Source organism: Corallococcus terminator, assembly GCF_049194865.1.
In the GTDB taxonomy this organism is placed as follows: Bacteria; Myxococcota; Myxococcia; order Myxococcales; family Myxococcaceae; genus Myxococcus; species Myxococcus terminator_A.
Genome location: NZ_JBLZWL010000124.1, coordinates 47,624 through 66,496 on the forward strand (window position 1 = coordinate 47,624; position 18,873 = coordinate 66,496).

12 protein-coding genes are annotated in these 18,873 nt (G+C 70.4%); all 12 read right to left on the reverse strand.

Features of this window, described 5'->3' with window-relative positions; genetic code table 11:
* Positions 1-2,064: an AAA family ATPase gene (locus ACN469_RS37310; RefSeq protein WP_498776094.1), complete on the reverse strand. Its 2,064-nt coding sequence runs from the start codon at positions 2,062-2,064 to the stop codon at positions 1-3.
* A 14-nt stretch (positions 2,065-2,078) separates the two neighbouring features.
* Positions 2,079-4,112 carry a serine/threonine-protein kinase gene (locus ACN469_RS37315; protein WP_498776096.1) on the reverse strand — a complete coding sequence of 678 codons (2,034 nt, stop codon included), beginning with the start codon at positions 4,110-4,112 and terminating at the stop codon, positions 2,079-2,081.
* A 111-nt stretch (positions 4,113-4,223) separates the two neighbouring features.
* Positions 4,224-6,719 carry a vWA domain-containing protein gene (locus ACN469_RS37320; RefSeq protein ID WP_498776098.1) on the reverse strand — a complete coding sequence of 832 codons (2,496 nt, stop codon included), beginning with the start codon at positions 6,717-6,719 and terminating at the stop codon, positions 4,224-4,226.
* 9 nt (positions 6,720-6,728) lie between these two features.
* Complete coding sequence (locus ACN469_RS37325) at positions 6,729-7,688, reverse strand: IPT/TIG domain-containing protein (protein ID WP_498776100.1); 960 nt, start codon at positions 7,686-7,688, stop codon at positions 6,729-6,731.
* Positions 7,689-7,730: 42 nt separating this feature from the next.
* On the reverse strand, positions 7,731-9,017 hold the full coding sequence (locus ACN469_RS37330) for a hypothetical protein (protein WP_498776102.1): 1,287 nt from the start codon (positions 9,015-9,017) through the stop codon (positions 7,731-7,733).
* Between the two features lie 3 nt (positions 9,018-9,020).
* Positions 9,021-10,469 (reverse strand): hypothetical protein, encoded by a 1,449-nt coding sequence (locus tag ACN469_RS37335; protein ID WP_498776104.1) that lies wholly within the window; start codon positions 10,467-10,469, stop codon positions 9,021-9,023.
* Positions 10,466-13,237 (reverse strand): phage tail protein, encoded by a 2,772-nt coding sequence (locus tag ACN469_RS37340; RefSeq protein ID WP_498776105.1) that lies wholly within the window; start codon positions 13,235-13,237, stop codon positions 10,466-10,468. The genes ACN469_RS37335 and ACN469_RS37340 overlap by 4 nt, the downstream gene beginning before the upstream one ends.
* Positions 13,238-15,541, reverse strand: coding sequence for a baseplate J/gp47 family protein (locus ACN469_RS37345; protein WP_498776107.1), 2,304 nt, complete (start codon positions 15,539-15,541; stop codon positions 13,238-13,240).
* A 7-nt stretch (positions 15,542-15,548) separates the two neighbouring features.
* Positions 15,549-15,875, reverse strand: a complete 327-nt coding sequence (locus tag ACN469_RS37350) for a GPW/gp25 family protein (RefSeq protein ID WP_498776109.1) — start codon at positions 15,873-15,875, stop codon at positions 15,549-15,551.
* Between the two features lie 70 nt (positions 15,876-15,945).
* Positions 15,946-17,517 (reverse strand): hypothetical protein, encoded by a 1,572-nt coding sequence (locus ACN469_RS37355; RefSeq protein ID WP_498776111.1) that lies wholly within the window; start codon positions 17,515-17,517, stop codon positions 15,946-15,948.
* The gene (locus tag ACN469_RS37360) at positions 17,517-18,236 is read right to left on the reverse strand and encodes a phage baseplate assembly protein V (protein ID WP_498776113.1); all 720 of its coding nucleotides are present in this window, start codon (positions 18,234-18,236) and stop codon (positions 17,517-17,519) included. The genes ACN469_RS37355 and ACN469_RS37360 overlap by 1 nt, the downstream gene beginning before the upstream one ends.
* A partial coding sequence (locus tag ACN469_RS37365; RefSeq protein ID WP_498776115.1) for a phage late control D family protein occupies positions 18,233-18,873 on the reverse strand: 641 nt, incomplete at its 5' end. The genes ACN469_RS37360 and ACN469_RS37365, both read right to left, overlap by 4 nt.

Genomic DNA, 18,873 nt, shown 5'->3' on the forward strand with positions numbered 1-18,873 from the left:
TCAGCCTCGCAGGGACTGCGTGGTGGCCCGACGCAAGGGGCAGACGTCTCCGGCCTTGCGGTACTCGCGCGTCACCCCTGCCTCCAGGTGCGCGGAGCCGAGCGGGGCCTGCTCCTCCAGCGCGAGCAGGGAGGCGTGCAGCACCGCGTTGCGAATCTGTCCGCCGCTGAGTTGGCAGCGCGCGGCCACCTCGCGAAGCAACTGACTGTCCACGGAGTGCGCCGGAGGCAGGTGGAGCTGCCAGAGCGTCCAGCGCTCGGAGGCGTCTGGCGAGCGGAAGTCCACCACCACGTCCATCCGCCGCTGGAACGCGGTGTCGATGGCGTCGGACGCGTTGGTGGTGACGATGAGGATGCCCTCGTAGGACTCGATGCGCTGGAGGAGGTAGTTCGTCTCCAGGTTGGCGTAGCGGTCCGTGGAGGAGCCCACGCCCGTCCTCCGCGCGAAGAGGGCGTCGCCTTCATCGAAGAGCAGCACCACGTCCAGCTCCTCGGCGAGCGCGAAGATGCGCGCGAGGTTCTTCTCCGTCTCGCCGATGTACTTGTTCACCACCGAGGACAGCTCCACCCGGTACACGTCCAGCCCGAGCGCCGCCGACACGAGCCGCGCGGCCAGCGTCTTGCCCGTGCCGCTGGGGCCTTGGAAGAGGGCGCGCACGCCCGCGGTGAGCTGTCGCGCCAGGGAGCTGCCCAAGGTCGAGCCCATGCGCTCACGGTAGCGACAGCGAGTCTCCAGCAGGCGCAGCTCGCGCAGCGTCTCGCTCGCGACGGAGAGCTGGCTCCAGTCGCCTGGAGTCGTCACGCGCACGGCGAGGGTGTCCAGGGCCTGTCGGTTGAGCGCGCGCGTGGCCTCGCGCACGTCGGAGGGCTCCACGTGCTGCCGGCCCGCGAGCGCCGCATGGGCCTGCGCCAGCCGGGCCGCGCGTCGCAGATGTCCTCGGGTGAGGCGAAAGCCCGTGCTCAATGCCTCCAGGGAGGGACAGGCCCGGCCGGCCAGTCCTCGTTCCCAATGCAGCGCGCGCTCGTCCGGCCCTGGCATGGCCACGTCCAGCGTGAGCGCGCGGTCGACGCCGTCACCAGTGACGCCACCCAATCGGCCGAGAACGACACCTAGCGGACCGTCGAGTCCCTCCAGCGCGGGAATGTCGGCGGCCTCGCCCGGAGGCGGGTCAGTGACGGCCACGGGCATCGCATGCAGCAGCGTGGCCAGCGGGCCCACGACGCGCCAGCGCGGGTCCTCCACCTTCTGGAGTCCCTCCACCTCCAGCACGCCTCGCCCGAGCGCTCGGGCCACCGCGCGGAGCAGTGTGCGCCGACCGTTGTGACGAGGCCCACGCAGCACCAGCGCGCGCACCTCATCGGAGCCGAGCAGTGTGGGCAGTCGCTCCAGGGCCTCGCGGAGTGCTTCAGGAATGATGAGCGGCTCGTCCTGCTCCAGCCGCTCCACGGGATGGTGCTTCATCCACGGCGTGGGTTTATCGGGGGCCTCTCCCCGCAGAGCATCCCAGACCGCGCCGGGGACATGGAGCGCCCACTCGGAGCGAGGGGCCTCGTGGTCCGTCACCTCCACGAGCCCCAGCTCCATCAGGCGACGCAGCCGTGCGCGCGTCTCGCCCCGGTCCTCATCTCCGCGCCAGCCCGCGTTCAGCAGGCCGAGCGTCGGACGGTGGAGCGTGGGTGTTCCCTGGAGTGACGCGAACAGCGCGCCGAAGCGGGCGTCCTCCTCGACCATTCCCACCGCGAGCAGGAGCGTCAGTGTGTCGTGGTCCAGCAGCGCGGCCCTGCGCAGCGCTCGCAGGGGGAGGTGCTCGGTGACGTCTTCCTCCCAGGCGGAGATGGCCTCGGCCCACGGGCCCGCTCCGGTCGACGCTTCCAGCGGGTCGATGCCCAGCTCGGTGAGCTCCGCCCGGTAGGCTTCGAGGAAGGGGAAGCGCGCGAGCAGCGAGTCCTCACCGCCGCACAGGCTCGCGCCCTGGGCGAGCACGCGCGACGTGGCGGCGAAGAAGTAGAGCTTGAAGTGCTCGTGCGCTTGGGACTCGGTGGGAGGAGGCTGGGAGATGGACATGGCGCGCCTCGGGCTCACTCGAAGTGGAAGGTGAGGTGTCGCCCCTCGGAGGGCAGCCACCCGATGTCGCGGTCCAGGCCGGCGATGCGCACCGCCAGCGGGAGCTGCGACAGGAACAGCACCACGTCCACATGTCCCTCCGTCACGTGAAGCCGCGCGTCGTGTGCGAGCAGTGTCGTGTCCAGGGCTGACGCATCGTCCGGTGACACCCCCAGCGCGCGGCACAGTCGAGCGCGGCAGAAAGGCACGAGCCACCCCAGCCACCGCTCCAGGGGCTCGGTGTCGAGCCGACCTGTCTTGTCACCTCGGGACAGCGTGTACGACGTGACGGCGGAGTAGGGCTCCAGCTCGCCGTTCACGTGGGTCTCCGCGTCGCGTTCATCGCAGGGAACGTCCAGCACGAGGAAACCCGCTGGATGCTTCACGCGCAGCCGTCCCTCGTGGACGCTCCACGTCCAGTGGGTGTCGCGGGCCGTGCGGAACGTGCGCAGCCATCCAGGCGGGATTCGCCATGCATCGGGAGGCGTGAAGTCCTGGCCGGGGAGGACTCCGGGCTTCCGGCCTGCGAGCAGCGCAAGCACCTTCCACACCGGGTCTGTAGGACGCGGGTCCACGCACAGGCGTCGGCCCACGAGCGTGACGAAGTCCCACAGCGACAGCGGCAGGTTCGGATGCGCTGGCATCGAGAAGTCGCCGTACAGCTCCAGGAACAGGCCCAGGTTGACCAGATAGAAGAGGCCGCCGAGGTGTGTGGAAAAGGGCAGTCCCCACGCGCGTCCGGAGGGTGGCTCGAGCTCTCGGAGTGGCGTCGGTGGTGTCGTGGTGTGCACGGGGGACCGCGAAAAGTCTTCAGTTGCGGAGGCGGGTGAGGCCTCAGGGGACGGAGGGTTCTCAGCGCTCGACGGGGCCTCGGTGGGCCGTGACACGCTGTCGATGTCCGAACGCGCTTGGACGTCATCACTCGCTGTCGATGCCTCGGCCCGATGAATGTCGGGCTCTGCCGCGCGCTCCTCGAAAGGGGCTGTCTCCGAGCGGGGCCGCGTCGTGGATTCCTCGACGGGAGCCGCGAAGGCCGTGGCGTCAGGAGCTGTTTCGGCGCGCGGCGTCGGAGGCGCGCTGACCGTGAGAGCTTCGGGCGGGGCCTCGTGCCGAGCCGCGCGCGGTGCGACGGTCAATGGAACAGAGAGCGCTTCCTCTGTGCGCCGCCAGGTGCCCACGGCCGGGAGGAACTCCGGGCGACGTGCCTCGACGGGAGCACGTCGCAGTGTGAGCGCGACTCCGAGCAGGGCCGCGTGTTCACGAGAGTCCTTCAAGGGCCGCACTTCGGGGGCCCAGGGCTCCCACGGGGCACCTGTCTCGTGGGGCGCTCCACCTGCCTTCACCGGGCCTGATGGCTCGACGGAGCGCGCGGGCTGCTCGTCGTTCGTATCTCGTGCGGTTGCATCGAGCGCGGAGGCGGACAGGCCATGCACCCGGAGCACCCGTGTCAGCAGGTCGCGAGCCTCCGAAGCAGTGAACACCGACACCACGGCACGGACCTCGCGCCGCCGGGTGAGGAACTCCAGCGCGCTCGGGACGTACTCGGGGGCACGCAGCCACTCCGCGACGACGGTGCGAGCCAGCTCCGCGTTGGGGAACAGGCCTCGCCACCACCAATGCGCGCTGGCGAGACCGCGACTCACGTCGCTCGCCAGGCACGCGAGCAGCTCGGAAGGGTCCGCGAACAACACGGCCTCCGCGCCAGGCGGCACGACGCCATGCGCGGGCCTCGCGGCACGGGCCACCTGCTCGCGCAGCACCGAGGTCAACGCCTCGTTCCACGCCGCGGGCGGACGCAGGGCCTGTTGGCTCACGGAGAGCACGCCGGGCTTCGGGTCCATCAACCGCCGGATGCACACGGTGGCCGAAGGAGGCAGGCCCGGAGGAAGCAGGTCGGCTCCAGCCAGCACGGCCTCGAGCCGCAGCCGCGCCGAGAGCGGCTCCAGCTCCGCCCCGCGCAGCCGCAGCCGCTGAATGACCGTCCTGCCTCGTGCCGCCTGCTCATGCATCGTCGCGACGTCCTCGTGGGCTCGACACCTGTGTCTGCTTCAACCTCGTGATGAGCGTGTGGTTCGGCCGAGCCGGGAGCCCCCGTGACGAAGGCTCCCAGACACCGGACGTCAGTCGCCGTCGTGGTGCTTGCGGCGACGGCTCGCGAGGAACCCCAGGGCCACGAGCCCCAGGACGCCGGTGGAGCCGCTAGGACGCGTATGCTTGCAGGGGCAGCCCTCCGTGGGAGGCACCGGAGGACTGGAGCCTCCGTCGCCGCCGCCCGTGCCGCCGTCACGCCCGGAGCCGTTGTCCGGAGGGACGGGCTTCACCGGCTCCAGCTTCGTCACCGGGCCCTTGGCCACGGGCGTGCCATTCACCAGCACGATGATCTCGGTGCTGTCGTCAATCTCGAACAGGCGGACCTCGTAGGTGCCGTCGAGTTTGGGCGTGGTGGCCGGGGCCTGCCTGCCCTTGCCGTCGATCTGCACGACGACGCGGTCCTCGAAGCCCGGGCCCACGTAGTTCCCCAGCTCGTCGCGCGGAGTCAGCACCAGCACGTAGCTGCCGGTGTCGACCTTCGTCACGGTGACGTCGGTCTTCGGGCCGAAGGGCAGCACCTCCACCTGCGTCTCGAGGATCTCCGTGCGCCGCACCGGCTCGCCGGAGGGTCCCTTCATCAAGAGCTGGAAGTGGAAGCGGTACGTGCCGGGCGTCTGCGTGTCCTTGAACCCCAGCTTGTAGATGCCGGGCGCGGTCTCCTTCAGCACCAGCTCATCCTTGCCGACGGTGGTCCCCATCTTCTTCAGGAACTCGGGGTCCTTCATCAGCGTGTCCAGCTTGCCCTGGTACGGCGACACCGGATCCGGTCCCTGCTCGCCCCGGCCCTCGGCGCGCGTCTCATGCATCAGCGTGCCGAGCGCCCCGTTCGGCGTCTCCACCATGACCGTCAGCTCACCGTTGTTGAGCTTCTCCAGCGGCTTGCCGTCGAACGTCACCTGCGCGACGACCTCGAGCGGCTGGCCCGCGGAGTGCCGCACCTTGTCCAACGAGAGCTGGAAGTCGAGGCTCTTCTCCTGAACATACGCGGCGAGCTGGTACGTAATGGCGGGGCTCGCCGTCCCGGGGATGCGGTTCACCGTGAGCTGCCACTTGCCGACCGGACCCGCCTTGGGGAAGTCATAGCGGTTGAGGACGTGGCTGCGGCCCGTCTTCACCGCCACGGGCTTCGGGTTGCTGCCGTCCGGCGCGGTCACCTTGAGCGTCACGGGCTGCCCGCGCGGGCTGGAGGTGAACCAGCCCAGGTTGACGTAGAGGCTCTGCACCGTGCCGTCCACGTCGACGGTCCGGGTGGCGGTGTTGGTGCCCGAGGGCAGGGTGGTGGAGCTCTGGAGCAGCGTGGCGAGCGTGTTGCCCTTGAGCGCGGCCACCAACTGCTGCGCGAAGGCCGTCGTGGTGCCGCTGCTCGTCGTCAGGTGGTTCTGTCCCGCCGTCTGCTGGGAGATGCCGTTCATCAGGTCCGCGTACGGGACGGCGCCGCTGGCCACCGCCACCGTCAGCATGGGGACGCAGTGATTGGTGAGGCGCTCCGTCGTGCCGGGGGTGACTTCCAACACCTTGAAGCCGATGTCCGGGCCCGTGCCGTCCTTCACCATCGGGTTGACGTTCTGCATGCCGTCCGTCATCACCACCAGCGTCAGGTCATTGACCTTGTCCTCCTGCCACGCGGCGAGCGCATCCCGGATGCCGCCGCCCATCGCCGTGGTGCCCGCGGTGATGTTCGCGTTCACGTGGCTGACGGCCTGCTCCCACGGGTGACCGCCATCCATCAGCGCCGGAGCGCGCTCGACGAACAGCTTGCCGTTGAACTTGGTCGGCTCGGAGTCGCTCTCGAAGTAGACGAGCGCCAACCGGTCCCTGCCCAGCCCCGTGCCGCCCGTCTCGTCCAGGGGGGCCAACCCCTCGACTTCCCAGAAGTGGATGAACTGCTCGGCGGCGCTCTGGAGCGCGAGCCACTTCTGGACGTTCGCCGCGTCACCGGGCGTCGCCGAAATCATGCTGCCGGAGCGATCCAGCACCAGCGCCACGTCCATGGGGATGCGACCCCGATTCACCCCGGGGGGCGGCGCGTTCCATTGCGTCAGCCCCTTCACCCGTCGCGAGGCGCAGGTGCACTGGTCCAGCGACGGCGCGGCGAAGGTCGTCGTGCGATAGCCCGTGAGGTTGTTGAAGTTCGTGGCGTCCGGCGTGAAGCGAATCGTCCCGGAGCCGTCCTGGGCGGGCTTGATGCCGCAGAAGTTGCTCGGGTCCTGCAGGACGTCTCGCCGCTTGTAGTCGATGATGATGGCGTTGGTGCCGGCCCCGACGATGAACACGTTGTCGCCGTTGGCCAGGTTGACGGGCCCGCCGCCCACCGTCACGTCGGCGTTGCCCAGGGGCGTCTCGAAGTTCAGCGTCGCGCCGTTTTGAATCGGCGTGCTCGACTCGAGCATCACCTTCACGCGGGTGATGGGAATGGTCGTCGCGGGCGCGGAGATGGCGAGCTCGTGCGTCGCCGCCAGGGAGCCTGTCGCCCCCAGCAGGAAGGGGAGCGCGAGCCAGGAAAGCCTCTTGGAATGTCTTGGCATGTGTGGACCTCAGGGCTTGTAGATTTCGAGTGCCTGCGTGGGAGACATCGCCGTCCCCACGCGCACCTTGATGTTGATGATCTTGCTGTCCCCGGAGAGGTTGATGCCCGTCAGGGACGTGGGGATGGTGACGACGAGCCGGCTGGGCAGCGTGGACGTGCCCAGCGGCTGCACGCCAATGGGCGTGCCCGAAGTGCCATCCCGGGGCTGGTCATCGAAGAACACGCGGATGTTGGTCAGCGTGGTGCCGAAGTTCTGACCGTTGATGATGAGCTCGCCGCCGAGCGGGGCGTTCGGGATGCTGAAAGGAGTGATGGCGGGCAGCGGCGTGCCCGTGGGCCCCAGGATGATGAGCTGCGAGGACGTCGCGCCCGCGGGGTTGGTCACCACCACCGTCACCGTCTTCTGCTGACCGGCGGCGGGAGGGTTCGCGACGGAGGGCACGACGACGAACAGCGAGTAGCGCGTGCTCGCGTTCGAGGGGGGCGCGGCCACCGTCCCGTCGAACGTCACCGTGTTGTTGGCGCGCACCGCGTCGAAGTTCTCGCCGATGATCTGCACCTCCGTACCGATGTTCGGCGTCAGCGGAGAGAAGCCGCTGACGGTGGGCTTCGCCGGAGGCGTGGGCGTGGAGCCGGCCTGGGTCGCCACCAGCAGGTGGATGCCCGTGCCGTCCTGCACCCGGGTGCCCGGCGTGGGAATCTGCCCGATGACCGGCCGCGCGTTGTTCTTCGGGTCATTGAGGTTCACCACCAGCCCGGACGCGTCCATCGACAGGGCGAGCTGGAGGTTGCCGCCGGACTGCGCAATCAGGGCCTTCACGTCGAGCAGCGTTCGGCTGAAGAGGTTGGGCACCACGTTGGGGCCGCCCGACGTGTTGGCCAGCGCGTTCAGCAGCTGGATGATCGCATTGATGAGCTCGGCGCTGATGAGGTCGCCGGGCTTGACGAGGTTGAGTGGGTCGGCCATCGGGGTCTCCTCGCGGCCTGCGAGAGATGGAAGGTGGAAAGGTCAGCGGGGCAGCGCGTAGTTGCCGAAGTGCCAGTGCGCGGCGTCGGACCGCGCATCGCCCAGGTAGGGCAGGTAGCCACTGGCGAAGACGAGATAGGGCTGGGGTCTTGGGCCGCTCGGGTCGCTCTGCGCGAGCTGGTTCTCGTGGACCAGGTACAGCCACAGGAAGGGCTCCTTGCGGACCAGGTCCACCGGCGGGTACGCCAGCGACATCCTCAAGAGGGCTTGCAGCCGCGAACCCTCCACGTGGACCGGCGCCTCGGGGGGATAGGTGAGCCCGTCGAAGAACTTCGTGTACGTGAAGCCCCGCGCGCCCGTCATGCCCTCCAGCGGCAACAGGCCCACCGCGGGCAGCGCCACGAAGTGGTCCAGCGCGCGCACCGTCTCCGGTGTCCCGGTGCGCAGCGTGTCCAGGTGCTCCTGGAACTGGAGGAAGCTCGCCTCGCCTTCCGTGGCGCGGCGGTCCTCGAGTCCCAGGCCCCAGCGCTCCGGCGTGGCCACGCGCGCGGGCCGGCGTCGCGCGGACCAGGCGTCCACCCAGCGCAGCCCCACGCCCGCCTTCCAGTGCACCACCGCCAGCGGCACGTCACACGACGTCAGCGCCGTGGGCCGCAGCTTGTCGATGAGGCCATAGGGCGGGTTCGCCGGCCCGAAGGGATTCACCATCCACGCGCGGCTCGCCGCGTCCGACGAGCCCAGGCACAGGTGCGCCACCCGGCTGCGCAGGTGTGCTTCATCCGAGAGCTGGGCCGCGGTCAGCTTCAAATCCAACAGCCGGAAGCGCACGCCCTCCACCCGCCGCTTCGCCTCGCAGCCGGAGGAGGGATTGCCACCCAGTCCACTGACGGGCGCGCGCCCCTCGCGGCCGGAGGCGGGCGAGAGGACCAGCAGGTACACGCCCGTGCCGGACACGTAGTCGCTGCTGCCCGGCGAGCACGTCTCGAAGCCGCCCGTGGCGGTGGCCGTCGCGCCACTGCCGCTGTTGGAGGGGCCTCGCACCAGCGAGACCTCCACCGGTTGGAGCAGCTCCAGCGCGTGGCCGGCGCGGCTCAGCGCCAGCCCCGCCGTCACCGTGACGAGCGGCGAGGACACGGTGCTGCCCGGGGCGATGGACACGGTGAGCCCGTGGGCGACACCTTCGCCCATGGCTCGCACGTGTCGTCCCAGGGCCGCCTCGTGGGCGGTCTGCTCCTGACTCAAGTCCTCGGCGGACAGCAGCCGGCCGTTGAAGAAGTTCGTCGAGCGGATGCCGTCCTCGAGGAACGCGGTGTCCAGGTCGATGCGCATGGCCTACCTCGTGCCTTCCGTGCCAGGGCTCACGCCGGCCTTCGGCTTCGCGTCGCCACCGGACGACTTCTTCTTCGCGGGGACGGCGTACTGGCTCACCTCCACGATGAGACCCAGCTTGCGCAGGGCGAGGAGGGGGACCAACGCGTCCTTGTCCCGCACCTTCAGCAGCAGCCCGTCCGTGTCCGCGCGCACGAAGCTGAGCGAGGGCTGCGTCACCAGGCCGTTCTGTGGCTCCACCAGCGTCGTCTTGACCACGTAGCGCCACTGGTCCGGCTGGTGCGAGTAGCCGTTGAAGCTCAGCGTCACGAGCCCGACTTCCACCTTCGTCACCTTCAAGCCGTTGTACCCGACGTCGGCGGAGGTCTCGTCGATGGGAATCATCCCCGACGCGACGATGGAGTAGGGCGGCAGGTCATCCGGACGGTGCACCGCCGAAGCGTCACGAGCGAGCCCCGCCAGCAGCCACTCCTGGAGCATGCGCTGGTGCAGCAGGTAGGGCCGCTGCGCCTCGTCCACCCTTTTCGTGCCCGCCGCGTCCACCTTCCACGGGCCGGTGCCCAGCTCGCGCACCAGCGGCAGGTCCACCGCGGCCAGCAGGACGCCGTCCACCTCCGACTCCGGCGCGGCCGACACCGGCTGGGTGCAGCCCTGGGACTCGCCCAGCCAGTTCGTCCGCCACAGGGGCCGCAGCTCCGTCACCCACAGCCGCGACGCCTCGCGCAGGAAGGACTCCACGTCCGTCTCCAGCACCGGCAGCGGTCCGCCCGGCGGGTCGTCCAGCACGTAGTCGTCCACCGGTGACACCGGCGACGAGGGGACGACGGAGCCGCGCAGCAGGGTGACGAACTGCTCCAGCGTGGTGGGCGTGGGCGTGGAGGAGACCACGTTCATGTTCCGCCGCAGCCAGCGCACGAAGTCGCGCACCGCGTTCTCCTCGAGCGGAGGCGGGGGCGGCCGGAGCGCCAGCTCCAGGTGGAAGTCGTCCGTCACTCGCGACGGCGCGGTGGTGTCGTCCTCGGTGCGGCACGGCTCTCCCGGCACGGGGACGGGGTCGGTCTGGCAGTCGCGGTGGCGGAGCACCACGTGCACCGTCAGCCGGTTGCCTGGGCGCAGGTACGCATCCACCTCCGTGCCGCGCGCGAGCAGCCAGTCGTTGATGGCGGCGCACTGGGTGGGCGTCACGCGGACCAGCTGTCCTCGCGGCGTCAGCGCCACGCCGGGGGTGACGCGCACCTCCGGGCCCCGCGTGCCGGTGCCATGACTGACGGCGAGGCCCCAGGCGGTGCCGTAGCCGAGCAGGTCGCGCGCGAGCCACCTGTCCCTCTCGGAGAGGTAGGCGAACTCCTGGGTGAAGTCGTCCACGCCCAGCACCATGCCGAGCACGTAGTTGACGTGTTTGGTCGGGTCGGCCGGCGCGCGCTGCACTGACGTGGAAGTGAAGGTGCTCATTGGATGTCGCTCCCGTGGGTCTCACGGCGCCCGAGCAAGTCCCGCCCCAGGATTCGCCGGTCAGCGGCGTCCTGGGGTGGTCTCGGGGCCAGATGGCTTTCCGCCAGGTATTCGCGTCCGAGCCGCATGGCGGGCATCAGCTCGGGGGCACGGCTGCCCAGATCGACCAGGGTGTCCACGCCCAGGCGGGCTTCGCCGACGCGGAACATGTCCCAGTAGAACTTCACGTCGAACACGGTGTGGGCCGGCTTCTCTACCGCCACCACCCGCATCGCCTGCTCTTGTCGCGCGCGCTGCTCCTGCGCCGCGCTGCCTCGCGGCACGGGCAGCACCACCGTGAAGCGATGTGCCGCCGCGCGCACTGGCAGCACCACCGTCTCGAAGTGGTACCAGTCCGACTGCGCCGGTCCGTCCTCGGGCAGCGTCACTGGCAACGTGGCCTGCGTGAAGTCCGACAGCGTGGTGCCGTGCGCCGCGTTCAGGGCCTGCACCGTCCGGTAGCGTCGCGTGAGGAAGTCGCTCCAGCGCGGCGCGCTCGCGGCCGTGGCGGCCGGGATGAAGCCCAGCGCCTCTTGCGTGAAGGCTCGCCACACCGTGGCCACCGGGGCCTGGGTGGGCTCGCGCAAGGGGAGCGCATCCGTCGGCGCCGTCACCCCCGCGTCCGTCAGGGCGGCTTGATAGCGCTCCAGCAGCCGCGCGAGTCCCTGGGATGGCTCCCAGCGGCGCGACGTGGCGGCGGGCTGGATGCGGATGCCGCCCGCCTCGGAGGGCTCCGTCGCGAAGAGGAACGGGGTGCGCGCGGTGCGGAAGCGCTCGACGATGCGGTAGCGGGCGCGCGTCGGCTCGGTGTCGTCGGTGAAGATGGAGTCGTCGGGGCAGTCATCCAGGGCCACGCGCAGCGCCATGCGCAGGCCGCGCGGCGTGCCTCGCCACTGGAAGAAGTCCAGCGTGTGGCGCAGGAAGAGGCGGCGCCGCGTCTCGTCCCAGGCCGGGTCCAGCGCCACGCCGAACCAGGAGGCCAGCCACTCGAGGGCCTCGGGCGGCGCGCTCCTCGCGTCGAAGAGGACCTGTGCGGCGGCGATGCGGTCTTCCAGTGGGGTGAGCAGGCCCTCGGGGTTCGCGAGGAAGCGGTCCAGGAAGCTGGCCGACTCCGGGTCCTGTCGGTACAGGCCCGGGAGGTATTGCTCCGCGTAGGAGAAGCGCGGGTACCACGCGCGCATCGCGTGGACGCGCGGCGTCGCGGCCCCGCCACCTTGGAAGGTCAGCTCCACCTGCGCATAGCGGCCCTTGGCGCGCTGGAAGAGCACCTCGAAGGTGCCTCGGTGGTCTCCTCGCGCCGTCGTGGTGAAGGGAAGCTCGGAGCCATCTCCGCGCTTGTGGAGCGTGGGCTCCTCGCTGAAGGGCAGGGCCTCCAGGTCCGAGCGCTCATTGGCCGCGCGGCTGCGCACCACGAGGCGCGCTCCTGGGGGCAGGGACGCATCCAGCAGCAGGCGATGCCACACGCAGTCGGGTGTGCGCCCATCGAGCACGGGCGTGCGCAGCGTGCCCTCGGCCACGTAGCGCGGGCGCCGCTGCGCGACGAGCGGGATGAACGTGTCAGCGAAGTCGTAGAGGGCCTGACCGTCCGAGGCGATGAGCGCCTTGCCCCCGAAGAGGCGCAGCGGCAGGTACTCCGGCTGGGCCACCGCGATGAGCGGGCCTGCTTCGGTGGCGAGCAGCTCGAAGGCGAAGGCCTGGTTGCCGTCCCGTCCCACGACGACGACGCGGCCCACGGAGCCGTCCGACTCGGCGGGGAGCAGCGCCATGTCGTGCGCCACCAGGACATACGTCGACGCTGGGCTGGCGTTCCCGAGCAGGCCATCCACCTCCAGTGGCACCGGAGCACCTTCGAGGACACCGTCGCGGTACACCAGCAGGCGGCTGTCCTCGGTGCCTCGGTCCAACACCAGCACGCGACCGTCCGGCAGCACCTCCACGGAGATGGGGTCCTGCGCGGCGACGGGCGTCGACGCATCCAGTGTCACGGGGCGCGGGAAGGTGACGGCGGGAATCGTGCGCGTCGGTCCTCCGGCCAGGGGCTGGAACGACTCCACGCGCGACGCGGAGAGCACGTCATCCACGCCGGTGCGCACCACGCGGAAGCCCGAGTCCAGTCGCCACAGACGACGATTCTGTCGGTCCAGCACCACCACGCCACCGTCCGGCGTGGCCGCCATGTCCCATGGCGCGAAGGGCACTCCGGCGGGCCACAGGTGACGCACCGGGGGGCCGCCCGAGTGCAGGTCGAACACGAGCAGCCCCGAGGGCGCGAGCGTGCCCACCACCAGGTAGTGATGCCCGCTGATGGCCATGCCCCCGAGCAGCTCGGGGGTGGGAGGCGTGGGCGGAACCATGGGACCGAACCCGCCCGTGCCCGACGCTGGGATGGCCTCGGGCGTGACGGGCCAGAAGTCGCTGGTCTGTCGTGAGCCGCTGGAGAGCACCTTCAGCGTGCGCCCATCGCTAGCCACCCAGTAGACGTTGCCGTAGCGGTCCTTCGCGGCACCGCGTCGGTCCTCCAGCGCGGGCGGCACATCGCGAGGCGCGGCGATGAAGCGGAACAGCTCCGCGCGCAGGGAGACCTCCGCGCGTGAGGAGTCCCACGCGACGTCAGCGCCCGTGCCGGACGCCTCGCTCCAGGCCTCGGAGAGCAGTCGGCCCTTCGAGGTGCAGCGGCCCCAGTCGTCCCGACCGAGTAGCAGATGAAAGCGAGCGCCGTTGGCATCCATCTAGCGGCACTCCTCGGGGACGATGGGCACGGAGACGAACGGCCGCTGCGTCGTCGTGACGGACGTGCCGCGCAAATCGTCGAGCGAAGGCGCGTCACCCACGGCGACGGAGAGCCCGGCCAGCCGAGGGAGCTGGAGCCCCGTCATCGGTATCTGGTCCTGCTGAGTGCCCGTGGCCAGGCCCAGCCGCACACCGCGCACCAGCGCCACGCCGGCCACGCGACTGGCCACCGCCGCCAGCTCCAGCGACACCACCGCCTTGCGCAGCGGCCAGCCCCGTTGCGCCACGGTGGCCGGATGCGCGCCCGCCAGCGACACCGTCTGCTCCAGCAGCTCCGCATCTTCGGGAGGAAGGGGTGACAGGAACTCGGTGAGGGCCGCCTTCACCGCCTCGCGCACCTGCGCCTGGGACACGCCCGCCACCACCTCCAGGCCCACCGTCACCCAGATGGGCCGGTACTGGGGACGGCGCACGAAGACCTCGGTCGTCACCAATCGACGCGGTGCGAGCCAACAGGCAATCGCGTCCAGGAAGGTGTCCGGTCCCTCCGCCTCGCGCGCGTCAGGCTCCGAGCGGGGAATGGCCAGCACCGTCACCGCGCCGGGAGCGTCACCCGGTTCATTGGGCGAGAGGGCGGGGTGGAACGCGGGCAGCACATCCACGCGGCCCACCGCCACTCCAGGCGTGCGCAGCGTCACCGCCTCGAAGTCCTGCGCCGTCACCAGCCTGTCGCGGTGCTGGAGGAAGCGCGAGATGTGCCGCTCTCCCTCGCGAACGCCCTCCGCGTCGGAGCCGCCCCATGTGGGCAGCGGGTTCGCCACCTGGATGCCGGGAGGAAGCGCGGGCCCGCTCGCCACCGTGCTCGTGGCCACGTTGCCCGCGCGACCCACGCCGTGGTCATAGTCCGCGCGCAGCGTGGCGCCGAGCGGAGGCCGCGCGCCGTGCGCACCGTCACCGAAGCGAAGCTCGCCCGCCTCCGCATCCAGGCGGAACACCTTCACGCGGGTCTGCGCCGGGCGCGGGGACCCAGGCGGCAGGCGCGGGTCCGGCACCGACACCTCGGGGCCCGCGCTCGTCAGGTCGTCAATCTCCGCCCACGTCTCGGTGACGCCATTCACCGTGACGCTCAGCTTCACCGATCCCGGCAGCACCGGCGCGCGCGAGAGCTTCAGCGCCTGGTCCGGCTCGCCCGAGCCCGTGGGCAGCAGCTCGCTCGTCACGCGCTCGCGCTGGGACACGGGCGCGGCGTTGATGCCGGCCCAGAGGAGCTTCGTCGTCACCGGCGCGGAGGCGGTGATGCGCACCCAGGTGATGACGCGCGCCTCCAGGTCCTCGTCGTCGAGCGAGGGAGGGAAGTCGCGCGTGCCCGCCTCCAGCGGGTCCAGGTTCGTCCACAGCTCCAGCTCGGCGAGCGAAGAGGGCAGGGGGACATCCACCACGGACGGCTCGCCAGGCATCTCCGAGGTGACCAGGGTGCGCCAGCTCGCGTTGCGCAGCGCCGGGTCCTCCGGGAGCTTGCCGTCCACGGGCAGTCGGGGAAGCTGGAACTGGAGCACCGCCGAGCCCACGGGCCGCGCCTGTCCATTGGGGACCAGGTCCCGTCCCTCGGCACCTCCAGCGGGAGCGAGCCCCACCGTCAGCACCTTGCCCTTCAGCTCCTCACGGGCCCGCGTCAGCGCATCAGGGAGCTTCCGGTCCGAGGGCCGCAGCAGCAGCGCCACCCACAGCGCCTTGTCCAGCGTCTCGGTGTTGAGGTCCAACGGCTCCGTGCCGCGCGGAGAGAAGGGCGTCGTCTCGTAGAACTGCAGCTCGTTGAGCGGCGCGGGCGGCGGCGCGGTGGCGGTGAAGGACGCGTAGAGCTCCTGGTAGTACTCCTTCACGCGCTCCTCGGGCGCGACGCTGCGCTTGTAGAAGCACGCGGCCTCCACGGGCAGGACGTCCAGGCCACGCTCGGTGCGGAAGGGCACCTGTCCCGCGCGGACCTCCACGCCCTCGGTCAGAGTGAGGGACTGGGGAGGACCGCCGCGCTCATTGCGGAAGGCGACGAGGCCGCGCGCGGACGCGGCGGGCAGCAGCGGCACGCCGAGCAGCTGGAGGAACTTGAGCCGGTTGCGCTCCGGAATCTGGTTGGCGCGGTAGAGCAGGCTCTCCGTCAGGAAGGCGAAGAGCTCCAGCAGCGTGACGCCCGGGTCGGACTTGTTGAAGTTGGTCCACTCGGGGTTGTGGATGGGGATGCGTGCCAGCGCCTCGTCGAGGAGCTGCTGGTACTTGCGGTCATCGATGGGCGGGAGGGTGAGTGGCACGATGTCGTTACCCCGCGAGCGTGACGCTCAGGTTGAGCCGCTCTCGTGCGCCGGTGGCCACGAGCTTGTAGTTGATGGTCGCCGTGGCGGCCCGAGCGTCCTGCGGGTCCGCGTCCACGCTGACCGACTCCACCGCGATGCGGGGCTCCCACTGCGCCAGGGCCCGGTTGATGCGGTCGGCGATTTGATGCCGCGTCGTGACGGTGTTCGGCTCGAACAGGAAGCGCCCGAGCCCCGCGCCGAACTCCGGCAACATCAATCGCTCGCGCTGCTCGGTGGCGAGGATGATTTGAATGGTCTCACGCACGTTGCGCTCGCCCTCGGACCACTGCATGCGCCCATCCGGGCCCACGCGTGGGGGGAAGCTGAGGCCGCGTCCAATGAGTTTTCCGGCGTCCATGGACTCACCCCACCCTGGGCTTGGGCAGACAGATTTTCAGGAAGGGCATCCACCAGAAGATGATGTTGAGCAGGCTGAAGAAGATCATCAGGACGATGAACGCGCAGAGCGTGATGATGGGGATGGAGAACATGCAGAGCTCTCCGAGGTCGAAGCTCAGGCCGTCGTCGAGCTCCCCCTTCATCGTCTTCTCCAACCCCGACACCCGAGACATCTGCTTGCGGAGCCCCTTCGACAGCGTGAAGCCGACGTTCTTCTTGAACTTGCGCAGCCCGCGGATGCTGGTGTCCAACGGCAGCTCGATGCGCACCGGACGCGCGGGTGCGTCCGAATCAAAGAACGGCGCCAGGGTGAAAGCCTTCGATGGCGCGCTGACGATGGGCGGGCACAGCGCGCCGCACGCCGGCTTCAGGTACACGCAGCGCATCACGTAGAGCGCCTTGCCCGGCTCCTCCAGCTTGGACACCGGCTCCGGCTCCGAGGGTAGCGAGTACACCCCCGCAACCACCGCCGCGCCCAGCGCCGAGCGCAGCGCCGCTACCGTCACCTCGGTGCACAGCCGCAGGTTGTAGTCGAGCCCGCCCGTGCCTCCGTTGAGGATGGCCGTGCGCTGCTGCATCGCCTTGCGCAGCGCCTGCTGCCACGTGTCCCCGGAGCTGCCCTCGACACGGTGGTTGCCCGTCAGCAACAGGAACAGCGTGCGCAGGGGCGAGCCCGCGGCGGGCGTGGGCCCCGGTGACGCCTTGTCCAGCAGCGTCCACAGCGCGGGGATGCGCTCCTCCAGGAAGGTGGCGAAGTCCACGAGCAGGAAGCGCGTCACCTCCTTCTGGACGGCCACCGCCTCGCTCGTCGCCTTCGTGTACGCGAGGAGCTGCTCGAAGGGCGCGGTGACTTGTCCCTCGGCTTCGTCCGCGAGCATCTTGTCCGGGTCCAACCCCGTGCTCGGGTCGTCGTCCTGGAAGGCCGCCGCGGACTCGAAGGTGTCGCGACTGGACGTGGGAACGAGCCCCACGAGCATCCGGCGTCGCTTCCCCTCGGAGGCGAAGTTCATCGGGAAGAGGGGCAGCAGCTCCTCGCCCTTCGCCAGCGCGCCCGTCTCCGCCGTGTTCAGCTCCTTCCAGATGCGCCGCTTGTCGGCGGGGTTGCCCGGCGCGGCCGGCACCCACGCGCCTTCCTTTCCGCCACCCATCGAGCGCCGCAGGACGAACGCGGCCTTCTCCCCGCGCGCGGTGTCCACGACGTGGTCGGGCAGGCCGGGCAGGCGGCACACGAGGCTGGTGGCGACCAGATAGAAGCGGCCGTGTGCCGGCTGGTACAGCTTGGGCGGGGTGTTGATCTCGTCGTCGGGCGGCTCGCCAGGCATGCGCTCGCGGTAGCTCTTGAAGCGCGTCACCAGCAGGTCCGTCAGGTCGGGCCGCTCGGGAGACTGGAGTCGCTCCGCCAGCTCCTCCATGAAGCGGTCCGAGTCGAACTGGAGGATGCCCGGCGCCTGAAGTCGCGCCAGCTTGTCGGGCGCGGGGCCCCACAGCGGCGAGGCCGTCACCCACTGCACGGGATGTGGAAGCGTCGTGGCCATCACCACACGTTCCCCGCGCCCGGCGTGTACGACGCGCTGACGACGCTGTTGGTGATGACCGTGTCCGCCTGCACCACGCCGCTGAACTTGGACATGCCCGCGTTGACGGTGAGCATCCCGGCTGAGATCTCCGCCGTGCTCGCGTTGATGGTGACCTTGGCCGCCGCGTTCACGGTGATGCCGCTGGACTCCATCTTCAGCGAGTTGCCGTTGCTGTCCTTCGCCTCGATGGATCCGGGCCCGTCCTTGAGCGTCACCGTCTGACCAGCGGGCGTCTCCAGCGTGAGCGTCTCCTGGCCGTCCGTGTCGTCGAGCGTGATGACGATGCCGTTGCGGGAGCGCAGCACCTTCTTCGCGTTGCGGCCCGCGCCGTCCATGGACTCCGGTGGCTTGTCCTTCCCGTTCCACAGCGCGCCCACCACGTAGGGGCGCCGCGGGTCGCCCGCCTCGAAGCCGACCAGCACCTCGTCATCCATGTCGGGCACGAACCAGGAGCCGCGATTGTTGCCGCCCATCAGCGTGGCCAGCCGAGCCCACGCCTCGTAGCGCCCGCCGCCCGCCGCGTCGGCGGCCCAGGGCAGCAGCACCTTCACCCGACCCTGGCTGTCCGGGTCCTTGAGGTCCGTGACGCGCGCCGGATACAGACCGTAGAAGCGGCCACCCAGGCCGTCCGCGACGCGCTCGTCCAGCACCTGTTCCCACGCCGCGTCCGCGCTCATGACGCCTTCCCCAGTCCAGCGCGCTCCGCCACCAGCTCCGTGCGAAGGCCGCGCGCGCCGTCGAACAGGTGCTTCACCTCGGACAGGTGGTACTTGCCGCTGAACAGCGGCCCCAGGCCCGTCAGCTCCACGCGCGTCCCCACGCGCAGCTTCGCGTCCGTCTGCGCCGTGCCGCGCCCCACCACGAAGCGCCGCGCCTGCTGACGGAAGTGCGCGTCCGCGCGCGCCTGGGCCTCCGGAACGCTCAAGGGCGCCGCGTGCACCACGGCCTCCTTCCGCTCGGCCAGCTTCGAGGCAAGCAGGCTCGCGCCGCTCTCGTCGCTCCCCAGCTCCGCGCCCAGCACGGACGGGCCGGCCTCGCTCGCGATGGCGTCCTTCTCCGTCACGTTCCACCCGCCCACCGTCACCGAGGAGCGCTGGCCCGCCAGGTCCGCCAGTACCGTGAAGGACATCAGCTCGTTGCCGCGTCCCAGCTTCAGGGGCGCCCCGCTGGAGCGACTGCCTCGGGCCTTCGCCTTCAGCGTGCGACCTTCCACCCACAGCTCCGCGTCCACCGCGCGGCAGCGCTCGCGCAGGAAGGCGAGGTCGCTCTGGTTCACCTGGGCCAGCACCGCGTGCTTGGGCCCGGGAACCGCCA

Coding starts and splice junctions, on each gene's coding strand:
- ACN469_RS37325 (WP_498776100.1), bottom strand. CDS start 7,688: ATGGCCGACCCACTCAACCTCGTCAAGCCCGGCGACCTCATCAGCGCC.
- ACN469_RS37340 (WP_498776105.1), bottom strand. CDS start 13,237: ATGGATGCCAACGGCGCTCGCTTTCATCTGCTACTCGGTCGGGACGAC.
- ACN469_RS37355 (WP_498776111.1), bottom strand. CDS start 17,517: ATGGCCACGACGCTTCCACATCCCGTGCAGTGGGTGACGGCCTCGCCG.
- ACN469_RS37320 (WP_498776098.1), bottom strand. CDS start 6,719: ATGCCAAGACATTCCAAGAGGCTTTCCTGGCTCGCGCTCCCCTTCCTG.
- ACN469_RS37310 (WP_498776094.1), bottom strand. CDS start 2,064: ATGTCCATCTCCCAGCCTCCTCCCACCGAGTCCCAAGCGCACGAGCAC.
- ACN469_RS37335 (WP_498776104.1), bottom strand. CDS start 10,469: ATGAGCACCTTCACTTCCACGTCAGTGCAGCGCGCGCCGGCCGACCCG.
- ACN469_RS37360 (WP_498776113.1), bottom strand. CDS start 18,236: ATGAGCGCGGACGCGGCGTGGGAACAGGTGCTGGACGAGCGCGTCGCG.
- ACN469_RS37350 (WP_498776109.1), bottom strand. CDS start 15,875: ATGCAGTGGTCCGAGGGCGAGCGCAACGTGCGTGAGACCATTCAAATC.
- ACN469_RS37330 (WP_498776102.1), bottom strand. CDS start 9,017: ATGCGCATCGACCTGGACACCGCGTTCCTCGAGGACGGCATCCGCTCG.
- ACN469_RS37315 (WP_498776096.1), bottom strand. CDS start 4,112: ATGCATGAGCAGGCGGCACGAGGCAGGACGGTCATTCAGCGGCTGCGG.